This is a genomic window from Thermicanus aegyptius DSM 12793, assembly GCF_000510645.1.
Classification (GTDB): Bacteria; Bacillota; Bacilli; order Thermicanales; family Thermicanaceae; genus Thermicanus; species Thermicanus aegyptius.
Genome location: NZ_KI783301.1, coordinates 1,147,941 through 1,164,241, shown reverse-complemented (window position 1 = coordinate 1,164,241; position 16,301 = coordinate 1,147,941). Strand labels below are relative to the sequence as shown.

General features: G+C 50.8%; 13 protein-coding genes. All 13 read right to left on the bottom strand.

Translation table 11 applies throughout. The features are described from left to right. Positions 1-9: 9 nt before the first annotated feature. The 13 genes from sigE to THEAE_RS0106195 all read right to left on the bottom strand — a co-directional run bounded on the left by sigE (position 10) and on the right by THEAE_RS0106195 (position 16,280). Positions 10-732: an RNA polymerase sporulation sigma factor SigE gene (gene sigE, locus THEAE_RS0106260; protein ID WP_005582516.1), complete on the bottom strand. Its 723-nt coding sequence runs from the start codon at positions 730-732 to the stop codon at positions 10-12. Further along, positions 710-1,684, bottom strand: coding sequence for a sigma-E processing peptidase SpoIIGA (gene spoIIGA, locus THEAE_RS0106255; protein ID WP_028986875.1), 975 nt, complete (start codon positions 1,682-1,684; stop codon positions 710-712). Before spoIIGA ends, sigE begins: the two co-directional genes overlap by 23 nt. Before the next feature lie 315 nt (positions 1,685-1,999). Then, positions 2,000-3,082: a cell division protein FtsZ gene (gene ftsZ, locus THEAE_RS20170; RefSeq protein WP_039944298.1), complete on the bottom strand. Its 1,083-nt coding sequence runs from the start codon at positions 3,080-3,082 to the stop codon at positions 2,000-2,002. Between the two features lie 29 nt (positions 3,083-3,111). Continuing rightward, positions 3,112-4,368, bottom strand: coding sequence for a cell division protein FtsA (gene ftsA, locus THEAE_RS0106240; RefSeq protein WP_028986873.1), 1,257 nt, complete (start codon positions 4,366-4,368; stop codon positions 3,112-3,114). 119 nt (positions 4,369-4,487) lie between these two features. Continuing rightward, positions 4,488-5,264, bottom strand: a complete 777-nt coding sequence (locus tag THEAE_RS20165; RefSeq protein WP_005582521.1) for a cell division protein FtsQ/DivIB — start codon at positions 5,262-5,264, stop codon at positions 4,488-4,490. A gap of 172 nt (positions 5,265-5,436) precedes the next feature. After that, on the bottom strand, positions 5,437-6,690 hold the full coding sequence (gene murA, locus THEAE_RS0106230; protein ID WP_028986872.1) for a UDP-N-acetylglucosamine 1-carboxyvinyltransferase: 1,254 nt from the start codon (positions 6,688-6,690) through the stop codon (positions 5,437-5,439). 17 nt (positions 6,691-6,707) lie between these two features. Continuing rightward, entirely contained in the window at positions 6,708-7,613 is a 906-nt protein-coding gene (gene murB, locus THEAE_RS0106225; protein ID WP_028986871.1) for a UDP-N-acetylmuramate dehydrogenase, read from the bottom strand. Between the two features lie 188 nt (positions 7,614-7,801). Then, positions 7,802-8,905, bottom strand: a complete 1,104-nt coding sequence (spoVE, locus tag THEAE_RS0106220; RefSeq protein WP_028986870.1) for a stage V sporulation protein E — start codon at positions 8,903-8,905, stop codon at positions 7,802-7,804. An 80-nt stretch (positions 8,906-8,985) separates the two neighbouring features. Further along, a complete protein-coding gene (murD, locus tag THEAE_RS0106215; RefSeq protein ID WP_245605530.1) occupies positions 8,986-10,389 on the bottom strand; it encodes a UDP-N-acetylmuramoyl-L-alanine--D-glutamate ligase in 1,404 nt (467 codons plus the stop codon). Further along, entirely contained in the window at positions 10,389-11,351 is a 963-nt protein-coding gene (gene mraY, locus THEAE_RS0106210) for a phospho-N-acetylmuramoyl-pentapeptide-transferase (RefSeq protein ID WP_028986868.1), read from the bottom strand. Before mraY ends, murD begins: the two co-directional genes overlap by 1 nt. Before the next feature lie 43 nt (positions 11,352-11,394). After that, the gene (locus THEAE_RS0106205) at positions 11,395-12,816 is read right to left on the bottom strand and encodes a UDP-N-acetylmuramoyl-tripeptide--D-alanyl-D-alanine ligase (protein ID WP_039944297.1); all 1,422 of its coding nucleotides are present in this window, start codon (positions 12,814-12,816) and stop codon (positions 11,395-11,397) included. Beyond that, a complete protein-coding gene (locus THEAE_RS0106200) occupies positions 12,809-14,296 on the bottom strand; it encodes a UDP-N-acetylmuramoyl-L-alanyl-D-glutamate--2,6-diaminopimelate ligase (RefSeq protein ID WP_005588548.1) in 1,488 nt (495 codons plus the stop codon). The genes THEAE_RS0106205 and THEAE_RS0106200 overlap by 8 nt, the downstream gene beginning before the upstream one ends. Positions 14,297-14,345: 49 nt before the next feature. After that, complete coding sequence (locus THEAE_RS0106195; RefSeq protein WP_028986866.1) at positions 14,346-16,280, bottom strand: stage V sporulation protein D; 1,935 nt, start codon at positions 16,278-16,280, stop codon at positions 14,346-14,348. Positions 16,281-16,301 lie beyond the last annotated feature (21 nt).

Here is a 16,301-nt window from a genome sequence, read left to right as displayed (position 1 = left end):
ATAATACAGCTATATCATTTTATTAAATTCTTTTCTGAGCCGTTTTATAATCCGCTTTTCTAAGCGGGATATATAGGATTGGGAGATCCCCAATAGGTCGGCTACATCCTTTTGGGTCTTCTCTTCTCCTCCCGTAAGACCAAAACGAAGTTCCATGATCTTTCTCTCCCGTTCATTTAAGCGGGAAAGGGCTTTTTGCAATAACTTTCTGTCCACCTGGTCTTCCAGTTTTCGGTAAACCAAATCTTCCTCCGTCCCCAATACGTCGGAGAGCAGGAGTTCATTCCCATCCCAATCAATGTTTAAAGGTTCATCGAAGGAAATTTCCGTCTTTACCTTATTATTTCTCCTGAGAAACATGAGAATTTCATTTTCGATGCAGCGGGAGGCATAGGTGGCCAGCTTAATCTTCTTCTCCGGATCAAAGGTGTTCACCGCTTTGATCAGGCCGATGCTTCCGATGCTGATCAGATCCTCAATGTAAATGCCGGTATTCTCAAACTTGCGGGCGATATAAACGACGAGGCGGAGATTCCGCTCGATCAGCATGCTCCGTACCGCTTTATCTCCCTGGGGGAGTCGCTGAAGCAGGAATTCTTCCTCTTCTTTGGTGAGGGGAGGAGGCAGTGCTTCACTCCCGCCTATGTAGTAGACTTCCTCCGGTTTTATCTTGAGCAGGATGAGCAGACGAATCCATATCAGGGTGAATCTAAGGCGTAAACGTGTGAACATGTGAATCCTCCTTCATTTCCTTTAGCAGATGGCTCTCCTTCAAAATATCGGGGTGGAGAACGGCCCTGTACGCATTTTCTCCGCTCAATTGGGCGAATGCCAGCCCTATGCGTACCCTACGGGTCCGGTATCGGTTCTTCCCATCTCTCACCTCAATCCAGTCCGGAACAAGGGCCACAAGGAGGTTTTCTTCCTTGCCGACGGTCCGGTAGGGAATCAAACGGAAGCGGTCCTGCCACCCCTCCGGCAGGGAGGAAAGTCCCGTCAGATCATATCCTGCCACTCCACCGGACATAACCCACTCCATCATCTCGGGAGGGAGAATCGATGATAGGACAGAAGCCTCCAAAATGACCACAGGAATGCGGGTGATGGGTTCATAAAGCTGATTCCCTGAATCGTATAATCCGATCACCTCGATCGTTGCACCGAAGAATGAGAGGGTTGTGGGGAGTAGATCGGCACCTCTTTTTTTGTGGAACTGAATGATTTGGTAAAAGGCTTTGGAGAGAAAGAACATGACTCCGTACCCCAGGGCAAGGGTTAACCACGTCGCTTGGGGGTAAAGGTAAAAATCCCCTTCCGTCATAAAACCCTGAAATATGGTCTCTCTGTTTTGCAAGAAGAAACTGATCCCCATAACCCCTCCTCCGAAAAGAAAGGTAATGAGATAAAAGAAAAGCAGGTCGGACAGATAGAGGGAGAGGCGGGTAAAGCCGAAAACGATGAAAATCATGAGGGAAGATAAGAAAAATTTACCTACCCAGGTGAAGAGAAACGAAAAGGGCTCAAACAGAAGGGGAACAAGGATAAGCGTGCCGAAGAGGGCGCCTGCAAAAAGGCGCCAAAGCTTAACCGCCCTTCTTCTCATCCATGCGGTCATCCATAGGAGTAAAAAATCGGTGAGGAAATTGATCAGGAAAAGCAAATCAAGATAGACTTTCAGCGTCATTCTCCCCTGAACCGGGATTGGTAGGTTCTAGTATAATACAGCCTATCCGGGATGTCTGTCGAATGCTGATAGAAAGGGGACACTAATTCTGTCGATAAAAAAATCCATAAAAAGAATCGATAATAAAAAGAATCGATAAAAAGAAAGAAGCGATCCGTTCCATTTACGAATCGCTTTTTCAATTCTTTTTCCTTACCATTTTCCTTACCATCGATTGACAACTATGATCGATCCATCGCGATGGATTTCTTAAAGGGGAAGCCTTTCCACAGCGTAGCCTTCATTTCACTACTGGGGGTGAAGGATCCCGGCGATTTATTTCCCACGATTCCGATTTCGCAGGAAGGTGGGAATGTCAAAATCATCCCGGGGCACGGGCCGATCTGCGGGATAAGGAACGTTGATTTCCCCCGGTTTCCGAATGGGAGAGGCCACTTGCGTCCTTCGTTCTTCAAATCCGGTGGCAATGACGGTAACGAGAATCTCATCCTTTAAATTTTCATTGATCACGGCCCCGAAGATCATGTTTACCTCAGGATCGGAAGCTTGTTGCACAATCTCCGCAGCTTCGTTTACTTCATAGAGGGAAAGGGTTGTCCCTCCCGTGATATTCATGAGGACCCCCCGGGCGCCTTCGATCGAAGTCTCCAGGAGGGGACTCATGATGGCTTTCCTAGCCGCTTCGGTGGCCCGGTTTTCACCAGAAGCAACGCCGATGCCCATGAGAGCAGAACCCTTTTCCAACATGATGGTCTTCACATCGGCGAAATCCAGGTTAATGAGCCCTGGAACGGCGATCAAATCTGAAATCCCCTGCACCCCTTGGCGCAGGACGTTATCCGCCTCCTTGAACGCCTCAATCATGGGGGTATTTTTGTCCACGATCTCCAGAAGGCGATCATTGGGGATCACGATCAGGGTATCCACCTTTTCTTTTAAAGCGGCGATCCCTCCTTCCGCCTGCAAGGCCCGCTTCTTCCCCTCAAATTTGAAGGGACGGGTCACCACCCCTACGGTAAGGGCTCCCAGCTCCTTGGCGATCTCGGCGATGACAGGAGCGGCTCCTGTTCCTGTTCCTCCACCCATCCCCGCCGTAACAAAAACCATATCCGCCCCCCGGAGGGCATTCTCCAAGGCTTCCCGGGATTCTTCCGCGGCCTTTTTCCCAATCTCCGGATTGGCCCCGGCGCCGAGCCCACGGGTCAACTTCTCACCGATTTGCATTTTGGTCTTCGCCTTTGACTGGTTTAAAGCCTGGGCATCCGTATTGACACAGATGAACTCCACCCCTTGTACTCCACTATCAATCATGCGGTTAACGGCATTGCTTCCGCCTCCGCCCACTCCGATCACTTTAATCTGTGCCAAAGAGCTCATTTCAAATTCGAAGTCCAACATTCGCTTTCCCCCTATTCCTTCCTATATGCCTAGATAAATTCGCTAAACCAACTTCGTACTTTTTCCAGCACTCCCGTTTGAGATCCGATTTTTTTCTTCTTTTTGGCTGGGGAAGCCGGATGATGAGAAGTTTCCTTACTTGGTGAAGTGGTCCTCCTGGTCACGTAACGTTGGGCATATTGCAGTAAACCTACGCCGGCCGTATACGAAGGATCACGCACGCCGATAAAATCGGGGTAGGCGATGCGGGCCGACTGATCAAAGAACTCTTTGGCTAGCGTGAGAAAGCCGGGCATTGCACTGACTCCGCCGGTAAACACATAACCGCCCGGCAATTTCGGGTAGCCCAAACGCTCAATTTCCTTGCGGGTCAGGTAGAGCATCTCCGAAAGGCGGGGTTCAATAATATTGGCGAGATCATACTGACTGAATTGTTTCTCCACATCACTGGCAATCCTGGGAACATTGAAAAATTCCTGGTCCGAAGATTGTTCAATGAGGGCACACCCATACTTTATTTTAATCTTTTCCGCCATCTCCGTCGTGGTGTAAAGTCCTGTGGCAATGTCGCTGGTGATATAATCTCCTCCAAAGGGAAGAAGAGAATGGGCCACCAAATCCCCCTGCTGATAAATCGTGATCGTGGTGGTTCCCGCCCCCATATCGATGAGGGCGCAACCCACATTTCGTTCATCCTTTGATAAAACCAATTCGGCCGCAGCCATCGGTTGCAGAAGTAATCCAACCATTTCCAGATCAGCCCGTTCAATGCAGCGAATCAGATTATGCAGGGGGGTTTTCGCACAGGTGATCAGGGTTCCTTCCATCTCCAGCCGAACCCCGATCATCCCCCTGGGATCATGGATCCCTGATAATCCGTCCACAGAGAATTCCTTGGGAACGACATCGACGATAACCCGTTCCGGGGGAATATTCATCACTTTGGCCGCATCAACCACCCGGTCAACATCCTGTTGGCGGATTTCACGGTCCTCACCGGAAACGGCGACCACTCCCTGGGCGGGTTGCAGCTGAATATGACTTCCCGTCAATCCCACAAAGACATCGTGGATCTCGATTCCGATCATTCGCTCCGCTTCGGAGACGGCTTCCTTTATCGCTTTTACCGTAGCATCTATATCAACGATGGAGCCCTTCTTCATCCCTTCTGAGACCGATTGCCCTACTCCTACAATATGGAGGGTGTGAGGATGAATTTCCGCCACGAGTGCCCGTACTTTTGACGTACCGATATCTAAGCTGACGATAAAATCCTGGGTGCTCAATCGGTTTCACCTCCTGGTAGGTTCATAAAGAAAATCTCTGTATTTATGTACATATTCCACATCCACCTTCTATTCCCTTTTTTCAAATCAGATTTTTTTTGTTAACTTTTAGCCTTTTTTTACGGAGTATGCGTCCCTACATTCTTTTGCTCCGGGGGATTTTGCCCCGGGGGGTTTTGTTCCTGGGTTTTAGGCGAAAGAAGTTCCTTGTACGAGATGTAAAAGGTCCCCGATTCATTCATGGTGATGACGCCCGGCTCTTTTCCTTTTAATTTTTCTTTTATATAAGGATAGAGGTTCATATATTTAGAAAAATGAAGGGCGGTCGTTTCCACTTCAAACTGATCTTTCATATACACCTCAACTTTATATCGATCACTTGGCGTAGCTGCCGATCGGATCTCAGAAATCTCTTTCATCACCTCTGGCTTTAATTGGGACAATTCCGAGCAGAAAGAGGGCAGGTCTTCTAAAGAGTTCCAATTTGAAAGAATAGGAAGATCCTCGTTCACCTTCTCCCCACTCGTCAAGAGTTGTCCATTCTCTAATATCGGCTGAAGTCCCCCATCTTTTCTCAATAAAGCGACGATCTTGTTTTCTTTGACTTTCAGCAGGAACCCGGATGGAAACCGGAAGAAAACTTGGGCGGATTTAATTTCCGGATCTTTTTTCAGCTTTTCGGCAATGGAAGAAGGGAGAATAAATATGGATCTCCCTACTTGCAAGCCGCTCTTTCCAATCACTTGGGCATCTGTAAGGCGTTCATTGCCGCTTACCCGAATCTCTTGAATTTTGCTTAAGGGTGATTGTAAGTAGAGGATGATCAAAATCAGAAAAAAGAAGATGAAGAGAAGGCGAATCAATCGGCCTCTTTTTTTTTGTTTCTTTTTGGTCATATCCCTCTTTCCTCTTCTTTTTATTAGGGGGATTCGTTCAGATAAACTCTATTGTTTCCCGGTTCATTGAAGAGTTCTCTACTCTCTATCAGTTTACTCTAAATCCATCAATCCCTCAACCATCAATTCGACAAAATAGAAGATGCGGAAGATTTTTCCGCATCTTCTTCCACTATTTCCTCCGAACGATTTCACCTCCTAAAGATTGGATCATCCTTTCGATGTGATCGTAACCGCGGTCGATATGATGAACATTTTCTACGACCGTGCACCCTTCCGCCGCGAGGCCTGCCAAGACGAGAGCCGCTCCTGCCCTAAGGTCGGTGGCCCTGACCCGGGTCCCGGATAACCTTCTCACCCCTCGTATGATCGCGGTGTGGTAATCGGTATAAATCTTGGCCCCCATGCGCATCAGTTCATCCACATGGCGAAAGCGTCCATCAAAAACCGTCTCCGTGATGATGCTCGTTCCCTGGGCCAAGGAGAGATAGGCCATCATCTGGGGTTGCATATCGGTGGGAAATCCGGGATGGGGAGAGGTGGTAATTTTATCTAAAGAAAGGATAGGATGGTGACCTACGACCTGAAGGCTGCTTTCCGTTCCTGTAATCTCGACCCCCGTCCTTTTGAAAGCCTCGATCACCGATTCCATATGGTCCGGTTGTACTTCTTCCAATGTAACACGGCCACCTGTGATGGCGGCGGCTGCGATAAGCGTTCCCGCAACGATGCGGTCCGGAATCACTTCATGGGAGACGGCATGAAGGCGGTCCACCCCTTCGATCTCAATCATATGGCTCCCTGCGCCGGCAATTCTCGCTCCCATCGCATTGAGGAACGATTGGAGATCTTGAATTTCCGGTTCCCTCGCCGCGTTGATGATGCGGGTAATCCCCTTCGCCAGGGTGGCCGCCATCATAATATTCTCTGTGGCCCCTACGCTGGGATAATCGAGTACAATTTTTGCTCCCTGGAGTTTTTTCGTGCGACCATAGATGTTCCCTTCTCTTTCTTCAAATTGTATCCCCAGGCGGGCAAGCCCCTCCATGTGAAGATCAATTCGCCGAGTCCCTATGTCACAACCTCCGGGGCGGGATACCATCACCTCGCCGGTACGGGCCAAAAGTGGACCCATGAGAAAGATGGAGGATCGCATCTGGCTCATCAAATGTTCAGGAATTTCATTTGAGGTCAGAGTTCCGGTATCCAGATATACCTTTCCTCCTTCTTGTTTTGTTCTCACCCCTAATGTTTGCAAAATCGTCCGCATCACAACGATATCCAGGAGCTCCGGCACCCGATCAATAAGATACTCCCCTTCCGCCAGGACCGCTGCAGCCAGGATGGGTAAGGCTGCATTCTTTGAACCATGGACACGCACTTTTCCCTCTAAAGGTATTCCACCTTGGATGACCAGTGTGTCCAAGCTTTTGCCACCTCCGGTTACTCGTCACCCATCACGAGAACCTCTGTCTCTAGCGAAATTGAAAAGCGGTCATAGACTTCCTTTTGGGCCAATTGAATTAATTCCAACACATCTTTTGCGGTGGCATGGCCTTTGTTTACGATAAAATTGGCATGCTTTTCCGAGATTTTTGCATCGCCGATTTGCCTTCCCTTTAATCCGCAGGCCTCAATGAGGCGGGCAGCGTGGTCCCCCGGTGGATTCCGGAACACGCTTCCGGCACAGGGCTCCTGAAGGGGCTGCGTCTTCATCCGCCGGTCCTTAAAGACCGCCATCCTCTTGGCCAGTTCCGCACGCTCCCCAGGTCGAAGCCGGAAGGTAGCTTCCAGGACGATTCCCCGTGTCTCCTGGAGAATTGAGGTCCGATAGCGAAAACGCATCTTTTCATTCGGGACGGACTCGATGCTCCCATTCTCCCAAAGGATGGTTGCCTCCTTCAACACCTGGGAAATGTCCGAACCATGTGCGCCTGCATTCATATAAACGGCTCCACCCACGGATCCGGGAATCCCGCCGGCAAACTCCAAACCTTCAAGTCCCATCCTCCCCACCTGAACCACCAGACGAATCATCGGATAGGCCGCGCCAACACGCACCTCCTCACCGGAGATTTCCAACTGTCCAAAGGCCTCACCCAGCTGTATCACCGCCCCCCGTATTCCTCCATCACGTACCAATAGGTTGGATCCTCTCCCCAGAATCATCCACGGGATATGGTGGTCTTTAAGCAGTCGAAGGGTGGTTTGAAGATCCTCTTTGGTTTTGGGGAGGATGAAGAGGTCGGCGGGTCCCCCAATTTTCCAGGTGGTATGAAGTTTCATCGGCTCATTTGTCATCACCTGCCCGATATCCGCCGAAAGCAATGCTTTTATGATCTTATCCATGATCTTATCCATGGGTGAACACTCCTTTATCGCAGGAGAAGATTCAGCGCTCGGGATACGATACCCTATGCGGGAGAGATGTAACTTGTGACATACGCCCAATACGATTTTCTTTCCTGTCTCTTTCATTTTAGCCGAACCAGCTAAAAAATATCGTATGAAACCTCTTCGGTTTGGGAGAGGCGCTCCTATCCTCTCCCAGTGAAACGGGAGATGTTAAGGAGTATTCCGATCGCGACCAGAATGATGGAAAGGGAAGAGCCTCCGGCGCTGATAAAGGGGAGGGTGATCCCGGTCACCGGGAAAAAACCGGTTACAACCCCGATGTTTATCAGCACCTGTATCGCAATCATCCCGGTAATGCCGGTGGCAAGAAAGGTGCCGAAGAGATCAGGAGCAGTGGCGGCAGTTCGGAAACCCCTCCATAGTAAGAGGATGAAAAGAAGGAGAAGGAGGCTTCCCCCAATAAACCCCAACTCCTCCGATAGAATGGCAAAGATGAAGTCATTATAAGGTTCAGGGAGATAGTTATACTTTTGCATGCTCTTTCCCAAACCAAGGCCGAAAAGTCCTCCGGGGCCGATGGCATACAACGACTGGATGGTCTGGTATCCCGCTCCGAGCGGGTCGGACCATGGATCTAGGAAGGCGAGAATCCTCGCTATCCGGTAAGGAGCGGCCATCACTAAAGCGGCAAATCCCACAAAGCCCGCCAAAGCCAAGGAACCCAGGTGGATGAGCCGCGCCCCCGCCGAGAAAATCAAAAGAAGGACGGTCCCCATAAGAACCGTTCCCGTCCCTAAATCGGGCTGCAACATGATGAGACCGAAGGCGAACCCGGAGAGTGCCAAGATGGGCAGAATCCCTTTCCAAAAGGAGGTGATTTTCTTTTGATGAAGGGAGAGATAATGGGAGATAAATAGGACGATCCCCAGCTTGGCAAACTCGGAAGGCTGTATGGAAAAAGCCCCGATGCCAAGCCAGCTTCTGGCTCCCCCCCGCTCCAAACCTACACCTGGAATGACCACCACGAGGAGGAGGAAAAAACAGAGGAGGAGGAAGAGCCGGGACCATTTCCGAAGATCCCAATAATCCAGATTCATCATCACAAACATGGCGATCACCCCGAGGGCGGCGAAGAGAATCTGTCGCTTCACATAGTAGAAATAATCCCCCATCTCATGATAGGCAATCACGGCACTGGCGCTATAAACCATCACCACTCCGACCAGAAGAAGAGCCAGGGTGGAGAATATGATGAGAATATCCGGCATGCCTCTTTCTTTCTTCATTGCCAAGCCTCCTGACGGCCTTCCCACCGAAAGGCCTTTGATCCCGAGGCCTGTTTAAAGAACCGTGGGTACAGGCCTTATTACAGCCTATGCACCGTTTCTTTAAAAATTCTTCCCCGCACCTCATAGGAAGGGTAGAGATCCCAGGAGGCACAGGCAGGGGAGAGGAGAACCACATCCCCTCGGTCGGCTAAAGAGGAAGCTTTAAGGGTGGCCTCCTCCACATCCTGGGCGAAAAAGACGGCCTCAAGCCCGGCCTCGCGGGCCGTCTCCTTCAACCTCTCTTTCGTCTCCCCGTAAAACACGGCTCCTTTTACGCCTTGGCGGAAATACGGAATGAGTGGAGCAAAGCTCTCTCCCCGTTCCAATCCGCCCGCGATGAGAATCACCGGTTTTGTAAATACACGAAGGGCCTTCTCCGCCGCTTCCGGATTGGTCGCTTTCGAATCATTATAATAAGAGACGCCATTCACCTCTCGGACAAACTCCAGACGATGCTCCACACCGGTAAATCCCCTCACCTCATCCCGGATCGTCTCCGGATCCACCCCATAATGGGAAGCGACGGCAACGGCCGCCAATATATTTTCCAGATTGTGATCCCCCAACAGCTTGATCTCCCGCACCGGCAGGATACGTCGGGAAGGAAGATTCCTTCCTCCTTTATAAAAAATATTTTTTTCCCCCCTCTCATCATAGGCGATGTAGCTTCCCCTCTCCACTTCCCCTTTGCGGCTGAAGAAGGCAACTTGTCCCCTTACCTGTTCAGACAGGGTAACGACGAGCTCCTGATCCCTGTTAAATAGGGCCAGGTCGTCTTCGGTTTGGTTCTGGAACATCTTCATCTTGGAAGCGATATAATCCTCCATCGACCCATGGTAATCAAGATGATGAGGATAGAGATTTAATAAAACGGCAACCTGGGGATGAAAACGATCGACCCCTTTTAGCTGGAAACTGGACAGTTCCATCACCGTCCAGCTTGAGGGTGTGCTCCTTACCACCTCTTCACTCATCACATTGCCGATATTTCCTGCCACGATCGTTTCCGGATTCTTCCTGGCCAAAAGTCTCCCTGTCAGAGTGGTGGTGGTGGTTTTCCCGTTTGAACCGGTGATGGCAATGGCCTCCCCCTCTAAGATGGAGCATCCGACCTCCACCTCGGTCACCACCGGGATCCCCCTCTCCTCCGCTTCCTGTACATAGGGATGGGAATAAGGAATGCCGGGGTTTTTCACGACGAGATCAAACGAATTCCTCTGAAGAAGGTCTGATGGGTGCCCGCCGGTAAGAATGACGGCTCCCATGCAGGCCAACTCTTTTTTCCACCTCTCACCTTCTTCCGGCTCTCCTCTATCATTGATCAAGACTGAGGCCCCCAGGCGCAGAAGAAGGCGGGCTACCCCTACCCCGCTTTTTGCCGCTCCCAGGATAAGAACCCTTTTTCCCCTATACCTTGCTTCGCCTTGCATCCAATTGGCCATTATGAAAACACCTCGAAGTAGATGGCTGAGGTTGCAAAGAGTAGTTCCACCAACCAGAACGTGATGACCACTCTCCATTCGCTCCAACCCAGCAGCTCAAAATGGTGATGAATAGGACTCATGCGAAAAATCCGCTTGCCCCTGGTCTTAAACGAGATTACTTGCAGAATGACCGATAAGGTTTCGATGACAAATATGCCGCCGATGAGCAAGAGAAGAAGCTCCGTCTTCGTCAAAATGGCGAGAGCCCCCAACGCCCCGCCAAGGCTTAAGGAACCGGTATCTCCCATAAAGACTTTCGCCGGATGGTGATTAAAGACGAGAAAGCCGAGAAGGCTCCCCACCACCGAAGCGGAGAAAATGGCCAGGTCAAATTTCGTGAGGGAGATGGCAATCACCGCATAGGCCGCAAAGGCGATGGCGGCCGTTCCGGCCAATAATCCGTCTAACCCGTCGGTTAAATTCACCGCATTGGAGGAAGCGAGAAAGAGAAGAAGTATAAATGGAAGATAAAGCCAAGAAAGTTCTAAATGGCTATTCCATCCGGGAATGATTAATTCGGTGGAATAACCGGAACGTACCAACATGATATAAAAGATGACGGCAATGGTTACCTGTCCAAAGAGTTTCTGCCTCGCCGTTAAACCTAAATTGCGTTTAAAAAGAATCTTAATGAAATCATCCAAAAAACCAATCAATCCATATCCCAATGTGGCAAACATCACCAAGAAAAGATCCATGCTCTGATAGGCGAACTGGAAAGAAGGGATAGCGAAGGCGAGGATGATGATGATCCCCCCCATGGTCGGTGTTCCCTTTTTTTTGTAATGAGACTTGGGCCCCTCTTCCCGTATACTTTGCCCAAATTTTAGACGCCGCAATAGGGGGATCAGGAGGGGAGCCAGAAGAACAGCGACGAGAAAAGCTGCGATTAAGGTGAATAAAATAACCCTCGTAACCATGAAGATCTCCTCCCTTCGAGCAACCAAAAATTCTTCTTTCTTATCATTCCACTTTTTCCCTCATGAGCGCTTGCCCAATTTCTTCAAAGTGCATAAATCGGGAAGCCTTCAGAAGCACCACCGTGGTGGGCGTGGCCAAGGACCATACCGCCTCAATCAGCCCTTCTCTTGATGAAAAATGCTTGACATGGGGATACCCCTTCTCCTTCGCTCCTTCTTCATATTCCTTCGCCAATGGCCCTGTGACGAAGACATAATCGATCCCTCCTGGGTAAAGTTCCCTGCCGATCTGACGGTGGAGGGCGGGAGCTTCGGGCCCTAATTCCCCCATGTCGCCGAGGATCGCAATCTTCTGCTCATACCCTTCCAATCCCTCTAAAAAACGGAGAGCAGCCCGCATGGAGGTGGGGCTTGCGTTATATGCATCGTTGATCAGGGTGATCCCATTCACCCCTTTTTCCACCTGCATCCGCATCCCCGAATGGGTCAGGGAGCGAAGACCTTTTTCTATCTCCGACGGGGTTAAGCCGAGATGGGTTGCGATGGCCAAGGCATAGAGGGCATTTTGGGCGAGATGTCTTCCTGGAAGAGGGATCTTTACCTTAAGAGTTGAGGTTTCTCCCGCTCCCTGGGAAGAGTTGAAAAGAACTTCGAGCAACGTTCCCTCCAACCCCAGATCCTTCACCACCCTTCCCTGAATCATTCCGTTCTCGGTAAAACCGCAGGATATTTTCTTCCCGGTGAAGGCTTTAAACCGGGAGGCGGCAGGAATCAAAGGCTCTTCGGCGGGATAATAGAGGATTCCTCTCTCATCCATGCCGGACAAGATTTCTGTCTTCGCAGTTGCAATCCCTTCCCGGGTACCAAGGTATTCCAGATGGGCCTCCCCGATATTGGTAATGACCGCCATATCCGGCTTTGCGATCCTGCTTAAACGTTCCAATTCTCCAAAATGGTTCATCCCCATCTCCACCACTGCAATCTCCGTCTTCTCCGGCATGGAGAGCAAGGTGAGGGGAAGGCCGATCTGATTATTGAGATTCCCCTCCGTGGCATGCACCCTATAGCGCTCCTTTAAGAGCGAGGTGATCAGATCTTTTGTGGTGGTCTTGCCGTTGCTGCCGGTAATGCCGATGATCAAACATCCTGCTTCTTGCCGGTACGTAGAAGATAATTCTTGCATGGCTGTAAGGGGATCCTCCACCAGTATGAGAGGAGCATCCACTAAAGATTGGGGAATACTCTTCCCTCTCCTCCAAAAAGAGGACACCGCTCCCTTCGCAAAGGCTTCTTCCACAAAGTCATGGCCGTCAAACCGCTCCCCGCTTAAAGGGACAAAGAGGGTGCCCGGAAGAAGCGTCCGGGTATCGGTGGAAAGACGGGTGATTTCCGTCGTGAGCCGCTCCTTCTCTCCCACCCATTCTCCCTTTGTTATGTGTAAGATCTCCTCCAAACGCTTATGCACGGTGATGTCTCCTTATGGCCTCCCGAACCACTTCCCGATCGTCGAAGTGGATCACTTGGGTGCCTAAAATTTGGTATGTTTCATGCCCTTTTCCTGCGATGAGGAGCACATCCCCCGGTCTCGCCAACTCCACGGCCCGTTCGATGGCTTCCCTGCGGTCGGGGATCACCTCCACATGCTTCTCTCCTGGGATTAATCCTGCCTCCATCTCTTTCAGGATGACCAGCGGATCTTCCCGGCGGGGGTTATCGGAAGTAAGGAGGAGAATCTCCGCATAGGACTGGGCAACCCGGGCCATCTTGGGACGTTTGCCTCGATCCCGTTCGCCTCCGGCTCCCACCACGCAGAGGATGCGCCCTTTCGCAAACTGGCGGATGGTACTCAAGACATTCTCCAATCCGTCCGGTGTATGCGCATAATCAACGATCACGGTAAAATCCTGTCCTGCCCGAACTCGTTCAAAACGTCCGTTGATTCCATGAACCTCCCGGATCGCCTCCAAACCTATCTCGACGGGGATCCCTTGAAAAAGAGTAGAGGTAATGGCAGCCAATGCATTATACAAGTTAAACCGTCCCATTAAAAAAAGGCGGGCAGGAATCTCCCGACCGTCCCATAAGATAAGCCGAAAAGAGATTCCCTCCTCATCCGTCTTCACATCAACCGCCCGGATGTCCGACTCTTTTTCAATGCCGTAGGTGATGACAGGTTGAGCGGTAATAGAAGCGAAATAACGTGAAGTCTCATCATCAGCATTTAGTATCACCGGACGTACACGGGGTTCATAAGCGTTTCCCATCTGGGCGAAGAGAAGACCCTTCGCCTGGGTGTAGGCCTCCAATGTCCCGTGATAATCTAGATGATCCTGGGTTAGATTGGTGAATATGGCTTGAGAAAAAGGAATGCCCCTCACCCTTCCCATGGATAAAGCATGGGAGGAGACTTCCATCACACAATGGGTAAGACCCTTATCCACCATCCTCTTAAACATACGTTGCAATTCGATGGATTCAGGGGTTGTATTCTTCGCAGGGAAATGTTCATCGCCGATCACCGTCTCAATCGTCCCGATAAGGCCTGTGGGAATTCCGGCATGTTGGAGGATGTGCTGAATCAGCATGGTGGTGGTTGTCTTGCCGTTTGTCCCCGTAACGCCTATAATCGACAACTTCTGTGCCGGATGTTCATAAAACCGATCGGCCAATAGGGCCAGGGCTCGGCGGGTATCGCTTACCTCCACCCGGCTGATTCCTTCGGGAAGGCATATTTCCCGTCCCCTTTCCACCACCACGGCGACGGCTCCTTTCGCTACCGCTTCGGGGAGAAAAACGTGCCCGTCTACCTTACTGCCCGGCAGTGCAACAAACAGGGAACCCGCCGAAACCTCCCGGGAATCAGCGGTGAGATGGTGAATCACGAGTTGATCGGAACCGCTAAGGCGGTAAGCTCCCAGAGCGGGGAGCAATTCTTTTAAAATCATGAAGGGTACCTCCTGTGACTAGCCTAACCCTTACGCATACCCTTCTATTTTACTGCGAAGAAGAGCCGTTGTCACCCAGGTATACCCGAATCTTCTCCCCTTCGGTAATTTTTGTCCCCGGAGCCGGTGATTGGCTGATCACCTTCTCCCCCTTTCCTTCAACCTCGAGGTTCATACCGTAATAGGAAAGACGAATCTGATTGAGGTTCATGCCCCGAAGGTCGGGAACAGCAATCAACTTCGGATCAGGATAACGATATTCCTTAGGGATGCCCCCCTTGCGCGGTGGAATGTTAAGATATCGTAAAGCATCTTCCAATATCCTCCCGACGATGGGGGCGGCCACCACTCCGCCGAACTGGACCCCTTGGGGATGATCCACCGCCACATAGGCGACCAGTTCCGGGTCATCGGCAGGGGCCACTCCGATGAAGGAGACGATATAATTATTGGGCAGATAGGCTCCGTTCGGTCCCACCTTTTGGGCCGTTCCCGTTTTTCCTCCTACCCTGTACTCATCCACATAAGCTCTATATCCTGTTCCCTTGGCCACCACAGATTCCAAGGCTTCCCGTACCTGTTTCGAGGTTTCGGGGGAGATCACCGTCCTCTTCTCGGTGGGTTGGTGAATCTCCTCTTTTTCCCCCGTCTTAGGATCGATCCATTCTTTTCCCAGATAAGGGGTTAGGAGTTTCCCTCCGTTTACCGCCGCCGCCACCGCCATCACCTGCTGAATGGGCGTGACCGAGACCCCTTGCCCAAAGGAGGTGGTGGCCAACTCCACCGGCCCCATCTTATTCAGGTCAAAAAGAATCCCTTTCGCCTCCCCTCTGAGATCGATGCCCGTCTTCTCCCCAAAGCCGAAATTTCGAATATACCGGAAGAGCTTCTCTTTTCCCACCCGTTGTCCCAATTCTATAAAGCCGGGGTTACAGGAATTTTCCACCACCTCCAGGAAGGTCTCGTCTCCATGCCCACCAGGCTTCCAACAATGGAGTGTCACCCCTGCCACCTTCACGTACCCCGGATCGTAAAAGTGCTCTTTCGTAAGATTTACTTTTCCTTCCTCCAAGGCCGCAGCCAGCGTAATGATCTTAAAGGTGGAACCCGGTTCATACATGCGCCAAATGGGAAGGTTACGGTTATACACCTCGGAAGAATAATCTTGGTAATTGGCCGGATCAAAGGTGGGATAGGAGGCCATCGCCAAGGTTTCACCCGTTTTTGCTTTCACGACAATGCCCAGCATACTCTCCGGGGAATAAGTGAACCACGCTTTTTCCATCTCCCGCTCCAGGATTTGCTGCACCTTTACATCAAGGGAAGTGACCAAGTCCTTTCCATCCTGGGGAGGGATGTATCGGGAGGGTTGGTTTGGCATCACACCTCCTTTCGCATTGGAATAATAGGAGATCGCTCCCCGTTTTCCCCTCAAATTCTCGTCATAGACCAGCTCCAGTCCCATCAACCCTTGGTTATCAATCCCGGCAAATCCTAAGACATGAGCCGCCAGGTTGCCGTAGGGATAATACCTGGAGCTATCTTCAGATAAAACAATTCCTGGAAGGTGGAGGCTCTCAACTTCCCTCGCCTTCTCTTGCGTCAGCTTCATCCCCCCGGGGCGGAGATAAACATGGAGCTCATTCCGTGTGATTTGTTCATATATTTTCTTTTCATCCATGTTTAACACGGCGGACAGTTTACGTGCCGTCTCTTCTTTATCCTTGATCTGGGCCGGAATCGCCAAAACGCTGGGCGTGCTCACATTGTAGGCGAGGACATTCCCATTTCGGTCCAGGATTCGGCCCCTTTTCCCTTCAAAGGGAATGTCCCGGCTCCACAGATCCTCCGCCTTGGCGAGAAGCCAGTCCCCCCGATAGAGCTGCAAATAACCCAATCGTCCGATCAAGATGACATAAAGGAATACGAGAAGCATCATTATAAAGAGAATCCGCCGTCGTATGGTTACCCCAGAGACCCTCACGTTCGTTCCCCCTTATCAGAC